The organism is Calothrix sp. UHCC 0171, from assembly GCF_034931845.1.
Lineage (GTDB): Bacteria > Cyanobacteriota > Cyanobacteriia > Cyanobacteriales > Nostocaceae > Brunnivagina.
Genome location: NZ_JAYGHN010000055.1, coordinates 1 through 23,656 on the forward strand (window position 1 = coordinate 1; position 23,656 = coordinate 23,656).

17 protein-coding genes are annotated in these 23,656 nt (G+C 41.1%); 6 read left to right on the plus strand and 11 right to left on the minus strand.

Annotated features, from left to right (window positions below):
• The 4 genes from VB733_RS24895 to VB733_RS24910 form a co-directional block, all read left to right on the plus strand.
• A partial coding sequence (locus VB733_RS24895; protein WP_323342737.1) for a DUF4278 domain-containing protein occupies positions 1 to 273 on the plus strand: 273 nt, incomplete at its 5' end.
• 103 nt (positions 274 to 376) lie between these two features.
• Positions 377 to 2,431: a hypothetical protein gene (locus VB733_RS24900; protein WP_323342738.1), complete on the plus strand. Its 2,055-nt coding sequence runs from the start codon at positions 377 to 379 to the stop codon at positions 2,429 to 2,431.
• A 27-nt stretch (positions 2,432 to 2,458) separates the two neighbouring features.
• Positions 2,459 to 2,848 carry a hypothetical protein gene (locus VB733_RS24905; protein ID WP_323342739.1) on the plus strand — a complete coding sequence of 130 codons (390 nt, stop codon included), beginning with the start codon at positions 2,459 to 2,461 and terminating at the stop codon, positions 2,846 to 2,848.
• Positions 2,849 to 3,446: 598 nt separating this feature from the next.
• Positions 3,447 to 4,055 (plus strand): cupin, encoded by a 609-nt coding sequence (locus VB733_RS24910; RefSeq protein ID WP_416336347.1) that lies wholly within the window; start codon positions 3,447 to 3,449, stop codon positions 4,053 to 4,055.
• 54 nt (positions 4,056 to 4,109) lie between these two features.
• On the opposite strand, the gene VB733_RS24915 is transcribed toward VB733_RS24910, so the two are convergent.
• The 8 genes from VB733_RS24915 to VB733_RS24950 all read right to left on the minus strand — a co-directional run bounded on the left by VB733_RS24915 (position 4,110) and on the right by VB733_RS24950 (position 15,319).
• Entirely contained in the window at positions 4,110 to 5,477 is a 1,368-nt protein-coding gene (locus tag VB733_RS24915) for a cytochrome P450 (protein ID WP_323342741.1), read from the minus strand.
• A 120-nt stretch (positions 5,478 to 5,597) separates the two neighbouring features.
• The gene (locus VB733_RS24920) at positions 5,598 to 7,010 is read right to left on the minus strand and encodes a SagB family peptide dehydrogenase (protein WP_323342742.1); all 1,413 of its coding nucleotides are present in this window, start codon (positions 7,008 to 7,010) and stop codon (positions 5,598 to 5,600) included.
• A gap of 23 nt (positions 7,011 to 7,033) precedes the next feature.
• Positions 7,034 to 9,265, minus strand: a complete 2,232-nt coding sequence (locus tag VB733_RS24925) for a TOMM precursor leader peptide-binding protein (protein ID WP_323342743.1) — start codon at positions 9,263 to 9,265, stop codon at positions 7,034 to 7,036.
• A gap of 66 nt (positions 9,266 to 9,331) precedes the next feature.
• Entirely contained in the window at positions 9,332 to 10,264 is a 933-nt protein-coding gene (locus VB733_RS24930; RefSeq protein WP_323342744.1) for a GNAT family N-acetyltransferase, read from the minus strand.
• 312 nt (positions 10,265 to 10,576) lie between these two features.
• Positions 10,577 to 10,876 carry a Nif11-like leader peptide family natural product precursor gene (locus VB733_RS24935; protein ID WP_323342745.1) on the minus strand — a complete coding sequence of 100 codons (300 nt, stop codon included), beginning with the start codon at positions 10,874 to 10,876 and terminating at the stop codon, positions 10,577 to 10,579.
• Between the two features lie 183 nt (positions 10,877 to 11,059).
• Complete coding sequence (locus VB733_RS24940; protein ID WP_323342746.1) at positions 11,060 to 14,677, minus strand: AAA-like domain-containing protein; 3,618 nt, start codon at positions 14,675 to 14,677, stop codon at positions 11,060 to 11,062.
• Positions 14,670 to 14,852, minus strand: a complete 183-nt coding sequence (locus VB733_RS24945) for a hypothetical protein (RefSeq protein WP_323342747.1) — start codon at positions 14,850 to 14,852, stop codon at positions 14,670 to 14,672. Before VB733_RS24945 ends, VB733_RS24940 begins: the two co-directional genes overlap by 8 nt.
• The gene (locus VB733_RS24950) at positions 14,849 to 15,319 is read right to left on the minus strand and encodes a GNAT family N-acetyltransferase (RefSeq protein ID WP_323342748.1); all 471 of its coding nucleotides are present in this window, start codon (positions 15,317 to 15,319) and stop codon (positions 14,849 to 14,851) included. The genes VB733_RS24945 and VB733_RS24950 overlap by 4 nt, the downstream gene beginning before the upstream one ends.
• A gap of 122 nt (positions 15,320 to 15,441) precedes the next feature.
• On the opposite strand from VB733_RS24950, the gene VB733_RS24955 reads away from it, so the two are divergent.
• The gene (locus tag VB733_RS24955) at positions 15,442 to 16,017 is read left to right on the plus strand and encodes a TetR/AcrR family transcriptional regulator (RefSeq protein WP_323342749.1); all 576 of its coding nucleotides are present in this window, start codon (positions 15,442 to 15,444) and stop codon (positions 16,015 to 16,017) included.
• A gap of 126 nt (positions 16,018 to 16,143) precedes the next feature.
• Here the strand turns inward: VB733_RS24955 and VB733_RS24960 are convergent, their stop codons facing one another.
• The 3 genes from VB733_RS24960 to VB733_RS24970 form a co-directional block, all read right to left on the minus strand.
• Positions 16,144 to 18,714, minus strand: a complete 2,571-nt coding sequence (locus tag VB733_RS24960) for a hypothetical protein (protein WP_323342750.1) — start codon at positions 18,712 to 18,714, stop codon at positions 16,144 to 16,146.
• 120 nt (positions 18,715 to 18,834) lie between these two features.
• Positions 18,835 to 19,587 carry a tetratricopeptide repeat protein gene (locus tag VB733_RS24965; protein ID WP_323342751.1) on the minus strand — a complete coding sequence of 251 codons (753 nt, stop codon included), beginning with the start codon at positions 19,585 to 19,587 and terminating at the stop codon, positions 18,835 to 18,837.
• A gap of 240 nt (positions 19,588 to 19,827) precedes the next feature.
• The gene (locus VB733_RS24970; protein ID WP_323342752.1) at positions 19,828 to 22,812 is read right to left on the minus strand and encodes a plasmid replication protein, CyRepA1 family; all 2,985 of its coding nucleotides are present in this window, start codon (positions 22,810 to 22,812) and stop codon (positions 19,828 to 19,830) included.
• Between the two features lie 321 nt (positions 22,813 to 23,133).
• On the opposite strand from VB733_RS24970, the gene VB733_RS24975 reads away from it, so the two are divergent.
• Entirely contained in the window at positions 23,134 to 23,469 is a 336-nt protein-coding gene (locus VB733_RS24975; protein WP_323342753.1) for a helix-turn-helix transcriptional regulator, read from the plus strand.
• Positions 23,470 to 23,656 lie beyond the last annotated feature (187 nt).

A 23,656-nucleotide genomic window follows, 5' to 3' on the forward strand; every position in this document is an offset into this window, starting at 1 on the left:
CATTCACTTACAATGACGACCAGGAAAATGGAAATAAATTATCAATTATTACCCTATAAATGTGATGATCCTTTATCTAAAGAAACGGAAGCAAAAGTATCTTTAAAGTATCGTGGTGCTGCTTACAATATTAACTGTTCAGTTGTTAACCAAAATATCCAAACAGATCAAACTCTAATTTATCGTGGTGCACTTTATATTAAAAATCAAGTTATATCGACAATTTCCCAACCACGGAGAAATTTAAAATATCGTGGTGTGATTTACTCTTAATTTTTCTTAAAATCCACAAATTAAAACTAAATGTAACGCCGCTTCTACAAAGGCGGCGGTATTCCCTATTCTGCCTAAATTTGATAATTACAAGGATACGCAAATGGCTACTTTCACCGTTACTACACTCAATGATGTTGTTAATCCCACAGACGGGCTGTTAAGTTTACGAGAAGCGGTAACAGCCGCAGAAGCCCTACCTGGAACTGATACCATCGTCATTAATAGCATTGCTCAACTAAATAGCCCCATTGTCATCAGACCAGGCAATAACATTAACTTCCAGGGTAATGGGACTAGTTTTACTGGCTTCAATGGACAGGGACGCACTTCCCTATTTCTCATTGATAACAGCACCGTTACATTTAATAATTTGCAGATTAACAGGGGTCTTGCTCAAGGAGGAAACGGCAGTCGAGGCGGTGGTGGCGGTTTAGGGGCTGGAGGAGGCCTGTTTCTGAATCCAGGTGCTAATGTCACAGCAGATAATGTCGTGTTTTTTGATAACCGAGCAGTCGGAGGTAATAGTTTTGCTGGTCGTGGCGACGGTGGACGAGGTGGAAATGATTCTTCGGCTGGAAGCAATGGCTTTCCGGGTGGTAGTGGTGGCTTACCAAGTTTTTTTGCCATTGGAGGTATAGTCCCAACTAGCGGCGGTAGCGGTGGTGCTGGTGGTCGGATAGTCGGAACTACAGGCTTGGGAGCTGGTGGCGGTGTGAGTGGTGGCTCAGGAGGCTTTGGAGTCGCTGGTGGTAGTGGCGGCGGTGGCGGCGGCGGTGCTGGCGGTGCTGGTGCTTTCCGAAATGCTACTGGTGGCGGCGGCGGTGGCGGTGGTGGTTTTGGTGGCTACGGTGGTGGTGGTGGCGGCGGTGGTGGTGGTGGCGGCGGCGGTGCTAACGTGTTGGGAGGACAAGCTCGCCCCGGTGGTGCTGGCGGTTCTGGGGGCGTAGGTGGCGCATTTGCTGGGGATGGACGCGCTGGGGCGAATGGGGGTAATGGTCGCTCAACCTTTAACGGCAACAGTCCAGGTAACGGCGGTGTGGGAGGACAAGGCGGCGGTGGTGCAGGTTTAGGCGGTGCAGTTTTTGTCTCTAACGGCGCAACCTTTAGCGTCAGGAACAGTTCATTTCTCTTCAATTCTGCTGTTGGTGGTAGTGGCTTTGAGAATGGTCAAGGACGTGGCGGCGCAATCTTCGTTCAGTCAGGTGGTAGATTGCGGGATATGGGCGGAGTCAGTTTCATTCAAAATTCTGCATCAACGGCGAATGCTGATAGCAATATCTATCCAGTCAAGGTCAACCGTGGCGATCGCACTATTGAGGTAGAAGGATTTCAAGGTGCAGGACGGGGGAGCAATCCCTCGCTAGAAGTGCGAGAAACCTTTGACGAACTCATATTTACAGGAGAGGGTTTAGTTGCCAAAAACTTGCTCCTTACCCAAACTGGTGATGATTTAGTTGTCAGTTTTGAAGGGGTTGATGATACCCAAGTGATTCTCAAGGACTTTGCTTTGGAAAACCTGGATAACTTGCCGATTCCTGGTGGTCAGCATGGTCAGATTGGTAACATCATGTTTGATGGTGACACTACCCTGCAAGACAGTATTGATGTCTTCGATGCCGACTCCACCCAAAACAGAATTTGGAATCGTAATACCGTCACCTTTCTGAATGATTTAGATAATCATGTGCGTGGCTTTGACAACTCCTATGATGTCATCAACGGTCAAGGTGGTGATGACATTATTTGGGGTTTGAGTGGCGATGATATTTTGCGCGGTGGTGAAGGTAACGACACCCTTCATGGTGGCACTGGTGCAGATATTCTGGTTGGTGGTTTGGGAGATGATACTCTCTATTTGGGACGCGATCACTATGTAGATACTGTCATATATCGCGACGGGGATGACCGTGATGTTGTCCATCAGTTCCGGCGTGGTGCCGGGGGCGATCGCCTCCAGTTTGAAGGGATTGAGGCGATCGATGTGGTGGTCAATGGTAGCAGCACCTTCTTCCGCCTGAGTGATGGGCTAGAAGGCAACAGTGGCTTTGGTTCGGGTCAGGTGCTAGCCGAGCTGCGGGGTGTCACTGGATTTACCGGGAGCAATATTGGGCTGAATTTAGCCTCTGGTAATACCGCCCGATTCTTGTTTGGGTAAGCCGATTTTGGATTGAGGAATTTCTGATTGGGCGATCGCCTCTGCTGTAATGGGAGCGATCGCCAAGGTGATGGCGTGACTGGAAATACTGGATTTGGTTCCGGTGAGTTATTAGCAGAGTTACGCGGTGTCAAGGGATTTACTTCAGATAACAAGGCGAAAAAGGATTTAAAGCAAGCGATCGCATTTGATTCGGGTAATTTTGATGCTCATCTTCTTTTGAGTAAAACCTACGAGAATTTGGAGAATTTGCCCAACGCCCGGACTCATTATATGCAGGCTTTACCTGGAAAGAACGCTGAGACTTATAATAATTTGGGTCGTTTGTATCTTGGCGATCAAGATTACTTGATGGCGGAAAGCTTCTTTTTGCGGGGTTTAGATTTAGAGAACTCCACAAAAAAGATGATCCTATGACGAGCCGGGTTTCGCAAAAATTTCAACAAACCATTTTTTGAGATGCGGAAGACGAAGGATTTGTTTTTCAACTTCTGCCATAGCCTCAGTTGTGAGTTTAACTTCTGTGGAGTAAACTTTTTTTATCAATGTCACAACCGGATTTTGACGTTTAATTACCCTTTTTCTATCACCCCTTATTAGTGGATCAATTATTCTGTGGAGACCTCTTAGTTAAAGCTGATAATTTTCCGATCAGATATTCCTTAGACATCTCCAGAAATAAAACTCATACAAGACAAGGGTTTCAAAAATTGTTGTTCTCAGTACCTTGGTAAAAATATTAATTTTATTGAGAATGATGTCAACAAGCGGCAATGCTGAAATTTCTAATCGCTGAAATCCTTGTCTAAAAAGGAAATTGTTTCTGGAGATGTCTCTTATTAACAAATCTTGGTTGGGTGGAAATAGAACAGAATCGTTATTCACAAGCGCGACAAAATTTGGTAACCGCGATCGCGTATCTTGAATAACTATTATAAATCCGATCTCCTTTACCATTCGTCATATTCTATAGATGGTGCTTTACGGGAGAATAATGGCTAATTCTACAGATTGTATGCATTCTCAAGACTGGCTAGTAAATAATAGTGGTGACTATATTGCCTTAAATCTGGAGGAACTTACTTTACCAGACAAGCCCTATCGCTTATACCGATTTCTCACGGAATTAGAAGATATCCTGGATAATATTAGCGATGATTGTCTTCGCATCCAGGCAATTATGCCATTAGTACGGAAATTATTAGCTAGTTCCTATTGGTTACAAATGCAGTTTAGCGAACCAGCAATTGACCCCGGTTGGTCTGTAGAATTCCTGTGTGATGAGTATGAATTTCCTTTAACTATCCAGATGGTTGCTTGGCTCCCTGGAAATATTTCTCCTATCCATAATCACGCAACTTGGGGAATTGTCGCTGTTGTCGGTGGACAGGAAAAAAATCAATTTTGGCGAAAAGTTCCCACTTTAGAATATCCAAATCACATTGAATGTGTTGGGGAAAAAATTTTGGTTCCTGGTGATATTATTGGTTTTACCGCCGATGCTATCCACTGCGTTGAAGCGTTAGGGAATGAACCAGTGGTGACATTCAATTTGTATGGAGAAACCGCATATCATCAGCGCTTTGAGTTCGATCGCGTCACCCATGAAGCCAAGAATTTTTAAAAGTGAGTGGCATTTGTTACATATTTCGTGCCTTTTGTCAATGCAGAAGTTATATTATCTTCTCGTTAACAGCATTTTTAATTGAGATTTCGGTCTGAGAGTGATAGTAGCTAAAGGTTCCACAACCGTATGATCAATTAGCTTTAAAGAGAATTGTTGAGCAATAGTTGCTAACACTAATATAGCTTCCATCATAGCCAAGGATTTTCCAATACAAGCACGTCCTCCCCCACCAAAGGGAAAATAAGCAAACTTGGGTAATTGCTTTGTAAAACTTGGATTCCAGCGTTGCGGCTGGAATAATTCGGGATTTTCAAAAAAACGGCGATCGCGCTGTATTAACCATGCACTAATGAAAATATTACTATTAGCTGGTAAGGTGTAACCACCGATTTCACATTCCTTAATTACTTTTCGAGTTAACAACCAATCAGGAGGATATAACCGCAGCGTTTCCATAAATACCATATTCGTGTAAGGTAAATTTGGTAAATCTTCTGGTGTCGGCTTTCTACCTCCTAACACCCGTCGTAATTCAGCAATTAGTTGAGCTTCTATTTCTGGATGTTGCGATAGTAAATACCATGTCCAAGCTAATGCCATTGAGATAGTTTCTCGACCAGCAATTAAAAGAGTCACTAATTCATCCCGTAGTTGTTGGTCATCCATCTCATGGTTTCCATTTTCTGGGAGATGCAATAACATTGATAGTAAATCACCAAAGTCTTTTACAGTTTTACGTCGGTTTTGAATAACTTTATATATAGTGTGATCTAATTGCTTTAAAGTTGAATAAAAATGCTGTTTTTTATGGGTCGAAAACCAAATTTGTTTCTGTTGACTGGTAATTTGATGTAGTAAATCAAAGCATTCATTACTTAATTTAATGATACGATTAATATCATCTTGCTGATTGCAACTATCGAAACCAAATAAAAAATGGGTAATAATTTCTAAGGATAGATTTTGCATATCCTGACAAATATCACGGGTTTCTCCTCCTTGCCAATTTTCTAATAATTTTTGCGTATAATCAACCATCCAGTTCCCATAATTATTGAGACGCTGACGATAGAATCCTGGTTGAATTAATCGGCGCTGACGTTGCCAAAAATCTCCTTCGTTTGTGACTAGACCTTTACCAAGAATTAAATTTATCCAATAGCCAAAATTAATTTTAGTAAAAGAGTTGGCTTGTGTCACAAAAATGTCTTCAATTTCATCAGGACGGTTAATTAAATAGCTAGATTTACCCAAAGTTTTCCAATGTACAATATCTCCATACTCCGCAACACAGTTACTAAAAAAATCCAAAGGATTTTGAGTATATTCCCACAAACTACCAACAAGAAAATGACCTTTAGGTCCGGGAGGATATTCTCTAGTCCATTTATTTTTGATAGTTTCAGGTATAATTATCATGATTTGATAGTCCTAAATTAAAAAATAGCGGTAGTATAAATCGAAAATGAGATTAAGAGTACTTTTGATAGTAACTGAATATACAATAAATTAGCCAGTTCAAAGTCGTTTGATTTGCTCTTATTCCTGACGACTACCAAGAACAAACTCCCCAATAGAAGTTTCTGCATAATAGTCAACTCCTGTTGCTTTAGTAAACAAATCTGAGTCACCACAACCAATTGCACAAGGAGCTAAATTCATGGCAGTTGCAACTAAATACATAGTTTGATAAAGCACTCCAACGTGTTTAAGCATGAGTGTATAAGCAATACTTTCGTATTTCCAAGCAAGTCTTTGGAACCTAGCTGTAATCATAATTAATACCTGTAGTTGATCTTGTTTTGCCATTGACAAAGCTGCATTTTGCAATAAAGTTTCTGTCATAGAATTACTGGCAGATATTCGATATAATTTATGCTCTTGGGGATGATAATGATATAAACCAGAAGTAATATTTGTACATAGTTTAATAACTGGATAAAGTTCTAACTCGTAAAGTCCACCACCACTAGGAAAGGGGCGATCGCAAAGTTCTCCATGCTCTGTGGACATAGTTCGTCTGACTCTAGCACAACGATACAAAAATTCTCCTAACTGTTGCAAAGTCAGGGGATTTTCTCCATATTCCCGGATCGATCTTCTCGTTTCCAACACCTGGGTAAAACTAATATCTGTAGTTTTCAGAGTTTCGATGTCTGGTTTAAATAATGCGATCGCTTCTTTTGACATAGGGGGTTTAACATCTGGAAGCGGTTCAATCTTCCCTGTAAAACGATAGGTTCCCCCCACCAAATTCCCGTGTCTTCCTTGACGACTTCGGGTATGAAATAGTAAATCGTGAAATTCCCATTGTCTTAAAGCAATACTACCTTCCTCCTCCATACCTTCTGGATATGGTGTCAGCATTTGTGCACTTAACAGCAAACCGATCAACTGTTTAGCTGTCTGTAAACAGATTCCCGGAACCTGTTCTGTCAATTCTAGGTAAGTACAAGGCTGAGATAATTGGGAAATTAAGGCTACACTCCTCCAATCCGGTAAGTATATCTGCATTTTCGACAAAGGCGACTCTAGCAACATTTTTCCCTCAACCTGATGTAGATAGGCAAAACGAGAGAGCATATATTGAGTTTCTTTTGTTACTTCTACTGGAGGTAATTGGGTATGGGGAGCGATCGCAACTGCTGTTGCTATAACCTTTCCATTCGCTAACACAGAATGACATAACCAGCCAAGTTGCGAGAACTTTTGCAGATAAAGGTAAAATTTGAGCGCTGGATATGAACCCTCATCTTCCTTTACCCACTGATTCAGTTGATCTAAAGTAGCACCTCCATAACTTAGTGCTTTCAAAGCCATATTTAATCCGGGTTGAATTGGTTGAAATTTTAAGCGATAAGCTGGTGAAGATTGAAGTAAAACCTGTTGTGATTCTAGTTGTTCAATGAAGGAAATATCTGGCTTGAAAGACAAAACAAATTGTGGTGACATAGCTGAAAAAATCCTTGATTGTATTAAAAAAACATGGGTATGGGATTTAGCTCTGATTCCTGGAGTGGTTGGGATAACCAGCCCATTTTTACCGGTACTTCATACAATCTTCCAGGAGCAAAACGGGGCCAAAAATGGCGCAACTCCGGTACAATTACCTTGACAACATTTAAACCAATATCAGGATGAGTTTGATCGAGAATCAAAGTTTCCATCCCATTTTCTGCCATAATATCTACACATATTTGCACATCTTTGGCAATATCATCACTCCATAATTGAGGATAATCAGCAGCAACTTTCCAAGGAATATCAGTAGCTGGAAGTAAATAGGATTGATTGGCTCGAGTCGCATTTTCTATCCAATATTTCATATCAATGTCATCTATCTTTATCTCTCCATTTTCAGAAACCAACATAGACATCTGATTTAATTCTGTGACAGCACGTATAATCGCAATTTTCGGATCAAAATGAGTACCATATCCCAACAAAATATCTTCTTGTTTTTGATCTGTACGACAGCAAATAGCCGCAAAAGTTGGAACTTTTAGGTCACTAGTAATATCCAAAACCCAAATTTGCCGATTTTGTGCCTTGTAATAAGCTTCTAAAGCTTGTAAATATGGCTCATCAAAACTAGCTAAATCCACACCTGGTTTTGACAAACAATTATACCACCACAAAGCCACACTATCTCTTTCAATTAATTCCATAAATCCTTGAAGAATCGCTTCTTCTAAGGTATTTCCAGCTGCATTCCCATTAGAATCTCCCTGACAAAAATCATGCTCATGAGCAAGGGGATAATTATAATAACAATAAGCAGTAGGTAAGTATTTAAAAGTTTGATTTGTCAATGACCAAACACTTGTCCATTCTACCTCCTTATCTTCATCAAAAGGTTCGGGTATCCAAGCAAAATGGCCGTGTTGGGAATTCCAAGTTTGTCGATTTTGATATTGAGCATTACTAACCAACAAACAACTATAAGGATGAATAGCCACAGATGCTAATTGTTTATATGTCCCAGAAATCCTAATTTCATCTCCAGTAAATACCCCCGAATAGCGTTCAATTGCTTCACAAAAACCACTTACTTTTGATTGGATATCAGTTTTACCTTTACCAGCACTTTTATCCCGTAAATTACGACGTAAGCTAGCTAAGTTATTAGCACTACGACCAGAATTATGATTAGCACCATAAACATGAATTAAACCACTTTCACTAGCAAGTTTCGGTAAAGTACTAATAATTCCAGTGATTGGACTAATATGATGGGCATATTTTTTCAAAGTTTCTTCCGGAGAAACGCATCGATGTCCCCCATCCGTTGTAAAATTTTTCTGTTGACTTGTAAGCACAATTGGTTTGGGTTTTTGAAGTTCCTTTTTCTTCTTATCTCCACATACATTACATTGGGGACGCTTCACCAAAATGTGGTTTTCCAAATGTAAAGATTTTAAATCAAAAGTAATAATTTTGCCTACTAATTTCTGTTGTCCTTGAACTAACCATTTAGCCGTTTCTGTTGCAGCAAAGTTCACTCCTATTTGTAAGCTAGTTGGTAAAATTCCACGGGAAGTAGGAAAAGGTTGATTAATTTCTTTTTGTCTAGCAACAGCAGTTTCAACCTCTCTATTTCCTCGTAAACGTTGTGCAAGACAATCCCAACATCCAGTTTCACCAGGAATAAAAAATGGTCCTACCCAAATGCAAGTCCCCACAGGTTTAACTAATAACCAAGGTTTTTTCGTTTGTAATGCTAATTGATTAAACTCATCCAACCCAACTTGTAAATAATCATCAGTTAAAATAACCGTCAAATTCCCTTCATCACTGACTTGAATATCTAGAGATTGTAATGCATTAATAAATTCTTGGGTACTAACTTTTCCAATTCCTTTAACTGCGACTTTTGCTGTCTTTAATTTACTTGCAGCAACTTGAGAATCAGTTTTGAGCGAACTCCAAAAAGCTCCTTGTTCAACAGACATATCTAACTTACTATCACTCAAATAGCCTTGACTTTCTAAGCGCAATAAAGCATGATAAACACCTAAAATAGATGTTTGCTGTTGGAGCTTTTGAGCGATTTCATCAACTGTATTTTGACCATTGAGTAACTTAGCTAACTCCACATACAGACGACCACTTAAAGCAAAATATTCTTCTTCACTCAATAAATAAACTGTATCTGGTTCAGTTATTTCCACATGAAAATGAGGTTTAAAGCTAGGTCTTGTCAACATAATTTCCTGATTCTATTTAAAAGTAATTAGATTAAATAATTTAGCTGAAACTAAAGAAATAAATACTTATACAGAAACAATTACTTGAGATTTATTTTCCATAATTGCCTGATTACTGAGGATTTTTGAAGATTTCCAATATTGACGAATTGAAGTCAAATAGGGTGCAAGATGACGCTTGACAAATTTAATCATCGGGGTATTATCAGCTAAAACTAAAAATATTGCCTGTTTTATTTCCGATTCTTGTAATTGGCGATTAATTGATGCTGCTAATAAAGGAATAGCTCGACCTAATTTTTGAAGTTCTGGCTTGACAAATAAAGAACTATAAATTGTGGTATCAGCACAGATTCGATTTACAATCATCCAACCGACAACTTCATCATGATAGTATAAAACCAAACTACTACACGGTTCAATTGTTTCTTCTTCCTTAAAGGGAGAAAGCACATCTGGATATTTGAGAATATCATCTTTTTGAGATTTAATTAATTCTTTTGTTTGAGCAGTTAAATCAACCCAAGGTAATAGTGTAAATGAATTATTTAAACTATAACGATGCAAGAATGGCAAATTTTTAATTTTCTCTGGAATCGTCGAATATTGAAAAGCATGAAGTACACCAGATGACCAATTTAATTTTCCGAGTATCTTTTCCAAGATAGGTGTATATAAGTTAAGAGAGTAGAGGATATCTATATGTTGACAATTTGACTGGGCTAATTTTTCCTCGATTTTCGTCAAAAGCTCCTTACCAAGACCTTTTTGCCGATGTTCTGGAACTATAAATATGGAAACAATTTCGACATGATCGATATTGGAAGTTGATAAATACTTAGCTAAAATTAAGCCGACTGGTTTGGTATTAAGGTATATACCTATGGCTAAAAAATTACCTTTTGGTGCAAGATTTTGTAGAGATGTTTGCATCCAAGGATAAGTTAATCCTTGAAAAGGTAGACTAGTCTGATTGTCTAGAGTGACGAATTGATACATACAAGATAGGACTCCTATCGAATTATTTAAATCTATGTAGCCAACTTATTGTCAATTAATATTCGGAAATTATACATACCTCATTTTCACCAGATGCCTGTTAAGGAGTGTTATGTATCTTTATTCCTTAAATATAAAGTATCTCATCACAATAATCGATACAGAAAAGTTAAGGAGTTTTTCTAGAAATATCTGACTTAACTTTTATATCTTATGATACTAGATATAAAATACCTCCATATCACTTGTATGAATGGAGGATAAATCAATTCAATTAAAGTATCGGTAAAGTGTGATAATTACCGATTACAATTATTTCCGAGAGTTCTGAGTGAAAGCACAGCAAGCAAGGGCTAATGGTGAATTAGACATTAAATTTTCTTCCTGTAAGTCCCCGATAGCAATTTCGATCGCTAAAGCAGCTTGTGCTTGTTCCAGTGTGAAGTCATAACCCATTTCGTTGCCTAATTCTACAGCAAGTTGACACAGGTGTTCGGGGTTATTAGCAGCTTTCAGTTTTTCCTGTAGATTTGAGTTAGTCAGTAATTCTTGATAGAATTGTTCGATATTTTTGATTTGGGATGGAACTGGATTCAAAGTTTTGGTATTCATGGTTTGGAAAATATCAAATATAGGTTGTTTGCGAATATTGACAAACTAGATGGAAATCCAAGTGTGATAACTTGGTTTAGCTGAAAACATCTAGCTTGGTATATCCATAGTTAATTTATAAAATATGTCATCACAATAATCGATACAGAAAAGTTAAGGAGTTTTTCTAGAAATATCAAATATCTAGAGTGTGTGATTAGAGAGTTTACCAATCCCATCACATAATTCCCTCTCATCCTCTTTCACATCCTCGCTATTGTGCAAATAATTCCTAAGGCGATCGCAACCCTGGACTAATAATTTATCTGGGTGAGAATCTAAGTCTAAATTCCAGAAAATTACATTCCCCAAGGAGTCGGAAGAAGCTAAAAGCTGCTGATTTGGACTAAAACTAACACTTTTTATCCCAGCTTGATGTCCCCCAAAGGTTTGCAGGATGTTTCCATCTAAGTCCCATAATTTCATGGTTTTATCTTCACTTGCTGTCACAAAGGTTTTACTATTTGGATGGAAAATTAAGCTATTGATTGCACCTTCATGGCAATATATGGTTTGTAATAATTTACCTTGAAAATTCCATAATCTAATCCGATTGTCTTTACTCACTGTAGCAATTATTTGACCATCAGGACTAATCTTGACAGCGATAATTCCATCTTCATGTCCTCGCAATGTGGTTAATTCTTTACCTTGTCGATTCCATATTTTCGCAGTTCCATCTTCGCTACCAGTGACAATCATTTGATTATCAGGACTGAAATTAACACTCCTAATACCTGCTTGATGTCCTCGCAATGTCACCAATTCCTCACCAACTAAATTCCACAATTTTGCCGTATTATCCCAACTTGCAGTTGCAATGGTTTGACCGTTGGGACTAAATACAGCGCTTCTCACATCTGCATTATGTCCTTGCAATGTCACCAATTCTTTCCCAGCTAAATTCCATAATTTGACGGTTTTATCTCGACTAGCGGTGACAACTGTTTTCCCATCTGGACTAAATTGTAAACTTCTTAAGGTATCGCTGTGACCTTGTAGAGATACAGTATACTTCAATGGAGATGAGATGTATCCCGTTTCTTCATCTGGTAATTTCCACAGTGTGGCAGTATTTGACCTTCCTGTTGTACCCAAAATTTGACTGTTGGGGCTAAAATTGCTACTGACAGAAGCTGCTTCACCAAGGTTTTTATCCCAAGCTTGGAGAGTGATATCTGCACCAATATTCAACCCTTGCAAGTTCCAAAGTCTCACGGTTCCGTCTTCACCACTGCTGACTAGGGTTTTCCCATCTTTGTTAAAACTTACACCCCAAACTGCATCTTGATGTCCGTGCAATACTTGTAATTGTTCCCCTTGACGGTTCCATACTCTTACTGTTCGATCCCAACCTGCGGTAGCAATTATCTCACCGTCGGGACTAAAAACTGCACTACCGACTGCATCCTCATGTCCTTGTAAGGTTGCTAGTTCCTCTCCCTGTAAATTCCAGATTTTTACGGTTTGATCTCGACTAGCTGTAATTAAACTCTTACCATCCCGACTGAAATTAACGTACATTACCCAATCCTGATGTCCGCGTAATGTCGCTAATTCCTGACCATCCAGACTCCAAATTTTGGCAGTACCATCACGACTCGCTGTGGCAATGCTGTCACCCTGGGGGTTAAAATGGATGGCAACCACAGGAGCGTTATGAGTTTTGAAGGATTTTAATAGTTTTCCCTGCAAATTCCACAGACGGATTGTACCATTCCATTCCATTGATGCTATCATCTTACCATCGGGGCTAAATCCAACACAGGCAACCCAATCTTTGTTAGGTAGGGTGACTAATTCTTTCCCATCAGCAACACGCCAAATTTTCACGGTTTTATCCCGACTGGAACTTGCTAATAATTTCCCATCATAACTGTAATTAATGCTCCAAACTGCATCCGTATGTCCCCGGAGGGTTTGCAATAATTTCCCATCACGCTGCCAGATTTTGACGGTTTTATCCCAACTGGCACTTGCTAAAGTCTTACCGTCAGGATTAAATTTTACCCGTGTCACCAAATCACCGTGACCGATGAGACGGTTTTCTTCCCTTACCCAATAAAGGGATTGACGCAGAGCTTTATCAATCTGCGATCGCAAATGTAAATCCCCGTTTTTCCAACCGATTTGTTGTAATTTGATCCCAGCTTTTAAACCCGACACTAGAGCATCAAAGCTTTGTTGAGAAGTAAATGCGGCTTCTGAGGAAATAGCTAAGGTTTTAATTTCACCTAAAGTCACCTGTTTTTGTTGTTGTGTTGTTTGCCACATCAGTAAGCCAGATACTCCCAACAATATCAAAGCCACAACAGACACCAGCGATAGTCCCATTAAACCCCGACGAATGGTATTTTTCGCTTGTTTTTCGGCATCCAGGAGGATTTGATTTGCTTGTGTTGATGCAATCAACGCAGTTTGTACTTCTCGTTTCTCTAGTTCCTCACTAGCAGCTAAAAAGCGGTAATCTAAGTTACTTAAACTTTTACCCTTTGCCCAAATTTGAGCATCAACCAGCGCTTTTCCCCGTAAGAGATAGTTTTCGTCTTGATAATCAGATGTTACCCAAGCATTAAGTAAATCTGCATAGGGTCGCAATCGCTTTAATTGCTTTTCCACCCATTCTAAATTAAATACTTCTTGATAGATGCGATTATAAACCTGTAAATTGCCTTGTTTCTTAACAACCAACCCTGACAACAACAACTCGATTTTTTCCGGGGAATCGTCAGCAGGAACAGCACCATTTTCTAGGATTTGTAGATATAACCCTAGTAATCTGCTTGCACGTTGTTCGTGAGTCAGTAATCTATCCCGTATTGTTCTTAAATGGGGTGGTTCATCCTGCGCTGTCCAATTTTCGATTATATGCGATCGCGCAATTCCAGCTACTTGTTGAGCGATTTCCTCTGGTTGCGTCAAAATTTCCCGCATCAACTTTTGCAGATAGGGTGATTCACAGCTAGAAATTATTCCCCCTTCTTCCCCTGTTCTCTTTTCCCCATACAGTGCAACTAATTGACATAATTTTTGGGTGAGAAACGGTTGTCCTCCTGTCCAAGCAAGTATTTCACTCAGTACAGCGTGAGGATTATCAATTTTATCAGTCAAACCAGGTTCTAATACTTGGACTTCATCGAAAGTAAAACCATTTAAAGCGATCGCCCGTCCAATATTAAAGGGAGTACGGGTTTTATCTGTAATTAAATCAGAAGGTGTAGCTACTCCCAACAACGCAAAAGTCAAACGTTTATGTTCGTGACAGGAGCGAATCAGGGCAAAAAAGTCATCAGTATTAAATGACAAACTCAATGTGCTGTCGATTTCATCAAAAAAAATCACTATCGGTTGCTCAATAAACTCTGGTAAAACCGATTGCAGCAATTCACCCAAACGTCCCACAGGGGAAAAATCTTGTCTTTGAGCTAACCAATTGCGGAGATTAATTTGTCCCGATAATCCCAAACTCCGCACTAACCGCATAATTATATCTGCATACCACTGGTCAGCAGTAATATTACTATTACCAATTCCCGACAAATCCACCGTCGTGCAAATAATCCCATCTGCTTGCAATCGTTTCGCTACCTGTACCCGCAAACTGGATTTTCCCATTTGCCGACAGTTGAGAACATAGCAAAACTCACCCGCCTTGAGAGCATTGTACAGTTCATCATCAGCATGGCGAAACACATAACTCGGTGCATCCACAGGTAAACGACCGCCAACATGATATTCATAGGATGAAGTCAGTTTATGCACGGGTGTACCTGCCTTTCAATCGCAAATTAATTCCCATCAGTTCTACATATACAGTTTGCTGGTGGTGCTGTCGATGTAGAAAAGTTAAGGAATTCACAACTTTATGGATAAACCACATTGATTTGAGATGAGATATTTGCAGCAAAGATAAAAAGTAGCGATCGCCTTCCTTCAAGTCACCAAGACCTTACGAAACACTATTTTGTCCTCACCCACTTGATAAAAATCCCGAATTCGCGCTTCCTCTTCAAAACCGCACTTGTGATAAAAATCTCGAACATACTTAAAACTTTCCAAACCGGAGGTTTCCACCAATAGTATTCGCTCCCCTCGTTCTACTAGCATTTTTTCGATCTGAGCTAAAAGTGCTGTACCTCTTCCCCGTTTCTGATATTTGGGATAGATAGCAATTAGATATAAATTCCACGTTCCTTCGGTCATTCTTTCCGGTGCAAAGTAGGCAACCCCGACCAAATCACGCTCGTCATCCGTGAGCCAAATGCCAGAACTATCGTTGATATCCTCGAAGTGAGCAGCAAGCATGTGAGCGAGTTCCCCAATATGCTCTGGTCGGAATAAACCAGTCGCTTCAGCTAAAGATAGCAATGCGCTAGTGTCATTAGGTGCGATTGCTCTAATCATGCCAACTCTCCATAAAATCAGATTTAAATTACAACAGTTGTTATGTTAATTGACACGATAACAACTGTTGTGATAAAGTGTCAAGGAAATAATAATTTGCCCGTGCTGTAAACCTGAGAAATATGAGTCATGGCGATCGCCGGATGGAAGTAGTCCAAGCTGCGTGGCGGGTAATTGCTCGCGAAGGATTAGACCGTACCAGTATGCGGGCGATCGCACAGGAATTAGGTTCTTCGACTGGAGTTGTCACCCATTACTTTCGCAACAAGGAAGAATTAACACTGTTTGCGTTGGAAAAGGTGTTTGAAAATACCTTGGAGGTGATGCGTTCGCGTGGTGAAGGACGACAAGGGATTGAACGATTAGAGCAGATGATTTTTGCCGCTCTACCTTTAGAAGCAACCGATCAAGCCGATTGGAAAGTTTGGGTAGCATTTTTGGGTTATTCAATCGGACGCAAACATTTAGTTCGAGAACACCAGAAGCGCTATGAATTATTGCAGCAAATTATTTATCAAGAATTAGCCAATTTACAAACAGCAAAGTTGATTCGAGATAATTTAGATTTAACTTTGGAATCCAATGCCCTAATTAGTCTAGTAGATGGTATCGGTACTGGGATTGTCATTTGCCCCCAACAGTTTTACCCCGAGCAGCAAAAATATCTGGTACGGCGACATATTCAGGGTTTAATTTAGTATTAGCGCTCAAATATTTAAGAACGTGAGAACTATAGTATTTATAAAGTCGTGGGAGCATATTGCTCCCCACTGGTAGTAGCACTACTCCAAGTTTCAAAATGGACGAAGTTTAGAAAGTTCCTATCAACCCCTAGGCAATAGTAACTGCGCTAATGCTCTGGCGCTTTCCTGGGGTGCGTTAAAGTTGAATGCCAAATTTAGACGACGCGGTTGGTTCATATATACCATTTCTAATGCGATCGCCACTTGACCGCTAGCAGCCACATCTAGGTTGGCGTTGAATTGAGCCGAGCGCACATCCAGTAAACTATTTAAACCTTGTTGGCTGATAAAAGTGTTGATTTGTGCTACTGCTCCCAGCGATCGCGTTGTGCTTTGTAGTATCTCACGGGCGCGATTCAGTCCAGTGTTAGCGAGGGAAAGGGAAGCATTGAGACTAACAATTTCTGGATCTGCATCGATGGGTATCTGACTCACCCCATTACGAGCAGCCTGTAAGCTAGCTTCAAAGCGTGACAGGGTTGCTTGAGCGGCTGGTAATCCTGCTTGTAATCCTGCAAGTTCTGTACCCAACCTTGCGGCTTGAGCAAGTGCCTCTGGATCGGGAATACATTGCCGTCCAATAAGCGGAATATCTGTACACCGTTGCTGACGCGAAAGGCGATTAATCTCCCGTTGCAGGTTTTGAATCCGACTGTTAAGACTGTTGAGACTATTACGGGCATTTGTCACATCTCGTTCGAGTTGTTGAATCCGTTGATTTGCAGTCGCTCGTTCCTGTTCTACAGTTTGTCGTCGGCGACGAATGCGATCGCTTAAGCGATTGACTTCCTGTTGGGCGCGATCGAGTTCTTGTTGAGCCGTATTAATACTATTGCTGGCATTACGAGCAACTTGTTGAATCTCGCGCGAAACATCATCCTTGAGGAACCGCAACAAGTCATTTTGCATAGTTGCAGCAACCTGGAAATTACGGCGATCGACAATACCAGGAGTTGTAACAACCAAAGCAGCCTCAAATTTATTGAACAGTCTTCCCGCTATATTGAAGCGTAATCCGGCTGTAGTTGCCTCGATACGCAATTCCTGGGTAATTCCCAATACAGAAACCAGCGCCGAAATGAATAGCTCAGAATTAAAAGAGGGAGCCAACCGTAAGCGAAGTTGAGGGTTGGCTTCACCCTGAGTACCCCGAATTTGCAAAATCCCCGCTCCCAAATCGATCGCATCCATGGCAGCTCGCACTGTTAGCCCATCAAAGTAATCTACATTCACAAATGCATCTGCGCCCCAACCCCAAACAGTCATCCGTCCTTGTAGAGTTACACCTGGTTCGCGGAACAACACCTGACCAATTTGAGTGGGCACTGGCACAATATTAACTTTAACGTTCTGCATCTGGGCATTAACAACCGTTTCCCAAGGCTGCCGCGCCTCTGCTGGTAGGGCATTATAGGCGACAAAGGTGGGTGCTGTCATGGCACTCATCAATTGTAGGAAAGTTAAGCGATCGGTTGACCCTGCCAAAACAAACTCATCGGGGTCATTACTATCTACCAAAATAGATATACTGCCATCAATATCTCCCAGACGCAAGTTACCATGCAAACCAATGTTGTCAATCCAGGGTGAGGAATAGGTAAGTCCCAGTTGCAGGGAGAGTTGACGTATGATGATGCCAGGAATACCAAAGGGATTAACCCATTCATCGGTATTTTGAATTTCCCCGGTGAGTTCACCTTCCGGGCTACGTCCGGTACCATTGAGAGTAAAAAAACTGGTGAGGGATTCAGCTTCAGCCCGCACACCACCAGTGAAAACTAGACGAGTCAGTTGCCCTTTTTCCCGTAGTGTCACAACAATATCTTGGGCAATACCTAACTGCGCTTCTGGAGGCGCTCCCGAAATTTCTAACCCCACATCCGAACGTGAAAAACTAATCTGGAAATTCTCACCCTGAATCAAATCAGTATTGGTTCGCACCGACCCTTCCAGCACATACTTAGGTAATGACTCATCTACCGTTAGGGCTGCGTGAACTGCCAACTGTCTGACATGGAGCAGTCCCCCCACCAATTCCCAGGTGCGATCGCCTGAATTCTCTACCTCCACATTGCCGTAGAAGTTAAATCCCCGATTGATAGCCGCATCTAAGCGTGGATCGTAGGCTTGGTCACTGGAAGATAAAATGATTGCAGGAGCAGTAAACCGCATTGCTCGAACAATGGGAATATCAGGAAAGACATTGCCAATTCCCCAGGAAGGTACTTGATTCGCCAGTTCTGGTAAGGGTTCAAATTTGAGAATGGCATGAGGAACACCCTTGAATAGGAAAAATTCGGCTGTGAGCAACACTCGATCCAAACCCAGGTAAGTTACTTCACCAGTGATTCTCGTCTTCGTATTTTCAGGAATCGCAACGCGATTGCCACTTTCAATTTCCCGTCCAGGGTCACCTACTAATCCCGGTTGTCCTTCTATAAACTCAATCGTGGGATTCTCAATTTCTACGAATACATTGACCACACTACCAACAATCTCGCCTAAAACATTAAATGCACCCAGAAGGTCACCACTTAATTGCAGTCGATTACCTTCTACACTTTCCCGTAATCTTTGCATCAAAGCATAATGAGGCAATGATATCCCCATTGCTGTTTGCATTGCCATCAATGCACGCTCTATCGATTGCATAATCAACTCCGTAAAATTAACTGAATGATTCAGTTTTACGAGTTATTTATTGAGAGCGTCGATACAGAATAATTAAGGATTTTAGCGTGAATAACTTTCTTAACTTTTATGGGCGATCGCTCACAACTGCTGACGCAAAGAATCAATATACTTGCTAATTTCCTGCTCCCCTTGCTTATCCCCCACAGTTTTAAACAAATTTAACGCAGCTTCTGCTGTACCTATTGCTTTGCGAACGTTACCGCGTTTTTGTTGCGTTGTCGCAATGGTATAAAGCATCAGAGCATCTTGTTTTGTATCTGTTTTCGTATCGAGTGTAGATGCTGAAGTTGGTTGGGGAGTGGGAGCAACATCACCAATCCTGAAAGCAAGCGAACCAACATTGCGATTTTGAATAGCGGAGATTTTACGACTGATTTCCAAGACTTGAGGAAATTTTCCCGCATCTGCATAAACCGTAGCTAACCCCATCAACAATTCCGATTCCATCAAAGGTTTTTGTGACTGAGGTATATTAGCTGCATTAAGCTGATTTTGGGCTTGTTGTAGGTATGCGATCGCCTTTGCAGACTCACCCAGTTCGTTATGTAGGATTGCAATAGCGTTTAAGGTCGAGATTTCCTTTGTAATATCACCGCTTTGCTGATGTTTTTGGAGTCCTTGCTGTAATGTAGATATTTGTTGTCGCCATTGGTTAGCATTTGCAGTCACCAAACTGGGAGATTTATCGCTTGGTTTTGATAGATTTACTGTTGTTAAATTACTAGTTTGATTATCCACTGAATTATTATTTAATAGCCTTCTTTCCACGAAGAAAAATCCAGTAGTGACAATTGCTGTAATCGAAAAAATCGTAATGTAATACTTACTCATTTTGCTAATTCAAAATTATTATTCTTAAAATATTCAATTTCTCCAAAAATTATTCCGGAAATTGATTAATGACCCATCCAAATTCTTGCGATCGCGAAGTGACTTCTACCCTGCGGGAAGAAGACAGCAACGGAGTACCGCCCCATTTGTCACAATACTCAACCCACCCAGGATAACAATTTGGGGAATAACAATCAGGTTTGTGTCCAAGTTATATAGTTCATAAATACTATTTTATTGCTAGTGGACACCAACAACACCTCGAGAAGCCTCAGTGACCACATGATTTTGCCATTTTGCATAAACCTCACTTCGCCCATCTTTAGGTGGAATAAACTCATAAACTCGTTCCCGCTCTCCCCTCGCTCCAAGTCGCCCGACGTATGTTAAGCCCAAACCCAACTTACTCAATAACTTTTGAGCGATCGCGATCGCACTCAACCCCTCGGAAACCGAAACCCCCAAATAGTCACGGATAAAATATCGATGCTTCACAGCCAAAGCCTTCAAATTCTGCAACTCCACATCGGAACCGCGAAACATTATCCCCGGTGTAAGAAAATAACGAATATTCAATTCCTCCAATATCAGCACCGCAGGTAATAACTGCCCACGATTAAAATCTGGTTTCCAAACGGCACTCTCACCCGCTTCTATCTGCGATTTAGCCCTCTTGCGATCGCGCTCTATAAGCTGTTCCCGTCCAATGGTGAGAAAATAATGCAGTCGCAATTGAGGATACCACCCAGCGTCATCCTTCTCAACAAGCCCAGATGTCACCTCAACCCCATAACGCTCTTTCAATAAAGCTTTCCGTTCTTGGTGTCGTTCGGTTTTGGTTTTAGCTTTTTTGTCCTGCAACTTCTTAAATTCTGTGTCGGAGATGGTTTCGGAAGAAGCGATCGCCTGACATTCCTCCAAATACAATTCTTTAGATGCAGCTTTGACAGAATCATAAACCCCGCAACATTCTTCATCTGGAACCTTATCTGCATCAATGACCCGATAACCATCCTCCTCCAAGCCCTGCAACACGAATTCCCGATAACACCGCATCTGAGCATTAATAACACAAGCTCGCTTTGCCCAAGTTTGTAAGGATTCTGGTTGAAAATTCTCATCGATGCTGTAATCTGCATTATCAGCCTGCGACAGCAAGGTAATATTTGCTTTTGCTGCTGCATGTTGACTTGCCAACAGCACACCGACCGATGTGGAACCATTGCCAACCAAACCGATGCCACTACTTCTTACCCAAATATGGCGATCGACTGTCTCCCGTAATCTTGCTAACATCTGCCGCACGGAATTCGCCGACTGCACACCTTGAAATATCCCCCACACTGCGGAAAAGTGACCTTTGATATCGATCGATACTCCCGTCTCCAAACTCGGTGATGCAATCACAAGGTCATATTTAACGAGGATTTCGTTGAGGTGAGCAATACAACCGAAAGCCGGGTGCGATGGATCGGAAACGGATTCGCTATCGATTCGTAAAATCTTCAAATCTGGGAATTTGCGGCGAAACCTTTCTTCCAAAACCTGCGTTCCCCATTTCGATTTTGCTTTTTGGGCAGAACAACACAGCAAATGATGTCCACCTTCAGGAATTGCTTTATCCAATGCAGCAATCAAATCTTGAGGATTACTCCCTGAGTAGGTATAGCAGTTTCCAGATTTGGGTTGATAGTTATTCCGAATCACGAAGGGTTTGACCTTGATTTCCCCAGCCAATGACAACACGTAATCCACATCACAATCGGACACATCGGCACTGGCAAGATAAATCTTACCGTGGGGACTACTCAGAACATTCTGGATGAGGGACTTGAGGTTTTTGAGGACAGAAACCCGGCGTTTTTGCACTTCCGTCCCAGAGTTCAATAAATGCCAGAATACTTGGTCACATTCATCGATGATGACCTTATCGTTATACCAATCGTTGGGATTAAACCTGGCTTGACTTTGATGGTGTAAAGAATCTATGCAAACTCCATAACCAAGAAAATCCCCTGTTCCTGAGTCTCTAACCTCAGTTACGTAATTCACTCCAAAGCGATCGCACAAAGCCTCACCCAACTGAATCCGATGAGTAATAATTAACACCCTCCGATTATTTTCATGAGCCTTGGCAACTTCACCTGTTAACCACTCTGTTTTACCCGTTCCTTTTGCTGATTTGAGAACGATGAGCCGCTCTGTATCTGGGATTTGGATTTGTCCAAGAAAGGCGCGATCGCACTCCAAAGCCTGTTGATAATTCAGTAGTGTAAACAGCCTGACTTGCCAAATATCTAAGGTGTCGGATTTGTCGTAAAGTTCATCGAATGCGTCTCCTCCCTGAGCAACAACAAAATCATCAACTCCTTTCTCTGGTCCCGGCAAATCAATTACTCTGACTTCGCACCCTTCCATTGCGAGTAATTTCCCCATCCGTTTAATGGCTGTTCTGACATTCTTCACGGTTTCGGGTTTGCGATCGCGATCGAAGCAAACATCAATTCGTCTATTCGTTGTTGCAAAATGTTTCAAATTTGGAATGAGAAAAGGTTTGCCGATAGTATTGCCATCGTCATCTTTGGGAAGTCTATAGCCAGCATTGATTCCAGGGATTGCGATCGCACAATACCCAGCACTCAACAAACAAGCCGCTTTCTTGGCTCCTTCGACAATGACGATTGGTACGTTGTTTTTCCATACCCAACGCCAAAAACCTTGGGGATTTTGTATGTCTTCGGGAGCGATCGCAATTCCACAGTTCCCCGCAATTTTTTCCCAAATTCGTTGCGGTACTTGTAAGGAGAATGCTTTGGTTGGTTCTTTATAGGGGTGTTCATATTTGATGTGTTTATGGATTTTAGTGCGTTCGCGAAGCGACTCCTTGCGTGTATCGCGCCTTGGTTTGTCTGGTTTGAAACATCCCCACATCATGGGATTGTAACCGTCGAGTGGATCAATTCCGCTACACCACCAACCACCATGTTCAATGTGTCGATATTTTTTCAAGTCGCCGTCTCGTAAGCGTCCATCGTTGCGGCGTGAGATTTTTGGGCTGTAAATCAAATATTCGTAAGGGGTAGTTCCTTCCAAGGATTTGACGTTGAGATAGGTTATCTCTGCATCAACGCCACTTTCGTGCCATTCCCGTAGATGCTGGAATTCAACTTGCGTATATAGGTTTACACTATTTACTTGGTGTGAAACTTCGCTTATTGCGTTCATATCTCCTCCAAATTTTTAGCCACTGTGGATTTTGGTGTAGCGGTGCATGAAAATTGAGCGGCAAAAATGGAATTGCCACCCGCAGAGATAATGCTGAAACCAATAAAGTTAACTTTTATACTTCTAGGAGCTTCTTCCGAATAAGCATAAAGATTTGTTGCTATTCATAGTTAGAGGCTGATAAGGCAAAATTGATTTAGGCAATTGACTTGCCCAAATCAACTCAAGAGCAAACTGACGGCTTGAATACTCATGCCGTCGATAAATTCTTGTATAACTGAGCTGGTTACTTGAACTCGCAGTACAAAAATATATTGCCACATGACAACTGAAAGTGCAAATATAAAAGTAAAAAATATAAAAGAGGTGATTATGGTCCCTATGGAATGGGTTGTTATGCTTGCATGGAATGCCGAATGCGGCATAAATCTCAAAAGCTTGCGGGGTAAGAGGTCTAGACGTGAAATTGCAGATGCTTTATTCCAAGAGGGGGTTGAATGTTCCCAGGAGTATATAAGAAAATTAGAGAATGGCGAAGCTGCATCGGTTTCTACTAAAATTATTACAGCTATTGCTAAAACACTTGGTGTTGAGCTAATTGAGATAATGTCAGACTTACGTGTTGAAGTGTCAAAAACTTTTTGTACTTCTAGTTGATATTTGTACTTTGAGTTGTTATTATGAAAAGGTAAAACAAAAGACGACCGCCCACAGCCTGAGAAACTTGTGCGATCGCCCTTTGAACCTTTGCAGGAATACATAATTATGACGTATTCAACTCATACAAAGCAAGTCCCTACAAGCGATCGCCCCAAATCGCTCCAAAGTCTACACGACATCAGGG

Excerpts from the sequence above, each read along its gene's own strand:
- VB733_RS24955 (WP_323342749.1), top strand. The coding sequence starts at position 15,442 with ATGAGTCATGGCGATCGCCGGATGGAAGTAGTCCAAGCTGCGTGGCGG.
- VB733_RS24965 (WP_323342751.1), bottom strand. The coding sequence starts at position 19,587 with ATGAGTAAGTATTACATTACGATTTTTTCGATTACAGCAATTGTCACT.
- VB733_RS24970 (WP_323342752.1), bottom strand. The coding sequence starts at position 22,812 with ATGAACGCAATAAGCGAAGTTTCACACCAAGTAAATAGTGTAAACCTA.
- VB733_RS24935 (WP_323342745.1), bottom strand. The coding sequence starts at position 10,876 with ATGAATACCAAAACTTTGAATCCAGTTCCATCCCAAATCAAAAATATC.
- VB733_RS24950 (WP_323342748.1), bottom strand. The coding sequence starts at position 15,319 with ATGATTAGAGCAATCGCACCTAATGACACTAGCGCATTGCTATCTTTA.
- VB733_RS24960 (WP_323342750.1), bottom strand. The coding sequence starts at position 18,714 with ATGCAATCGATAGAGCGTGCATTGATGGCAATGCAAACAGCAATGGGG.
- VB733_RS24900 (WP_323342738.1), top strand. The coding sequence starts at position 377 with ATGGCTACTTTCACCGTTACTACACTCAATGATGTTGTTAATCCCACA.
- VB733_RS24910 (WP_416336347.1), top strand. The coding sequence starts at position 3,447 with ATGCATTCTCAAGACTGGCTAGTAAATAATAGTGGTGACTATATTGCC.
- VB733_RS24925 (WP_323342743.1), bottom strand. The coding sequence starts at position 9,265 with ATGTTGACAAGACCTAGCTTTAAACCTCATTTTCATGTGGAAATAACT.
- VB733_RS24975 (WP_323342753.1), top strand. The coding sequence starts at position 23,134 with ATGACAACTGAAAGTGCAAATATAAAAGTAAAAAATATAAAAGAGGTG.
- VB733_RS24930 (WP_323342744.1), bottom strand. The coding sequence starts at position 10,264 with ATGTATCAATTCGTCACTCTAGACAATCAGACTAGTCTACCTTTTCAA.
- VB733_RS24915 (WP_323342741.1), bottom strand. The coding sequence starts at position 5,477 with ATGATAATTATACCTGAAACTATCAAAAATAAATGGACTAGAGAATAT.
- VB733_RS24920 (WP_323342742.1), bottom strand. The coding sequence starts at position 7,010 with ATGTCACCACAATTTGTTTTGTCTTTCAAGCCAGATATTTCCTTCATT.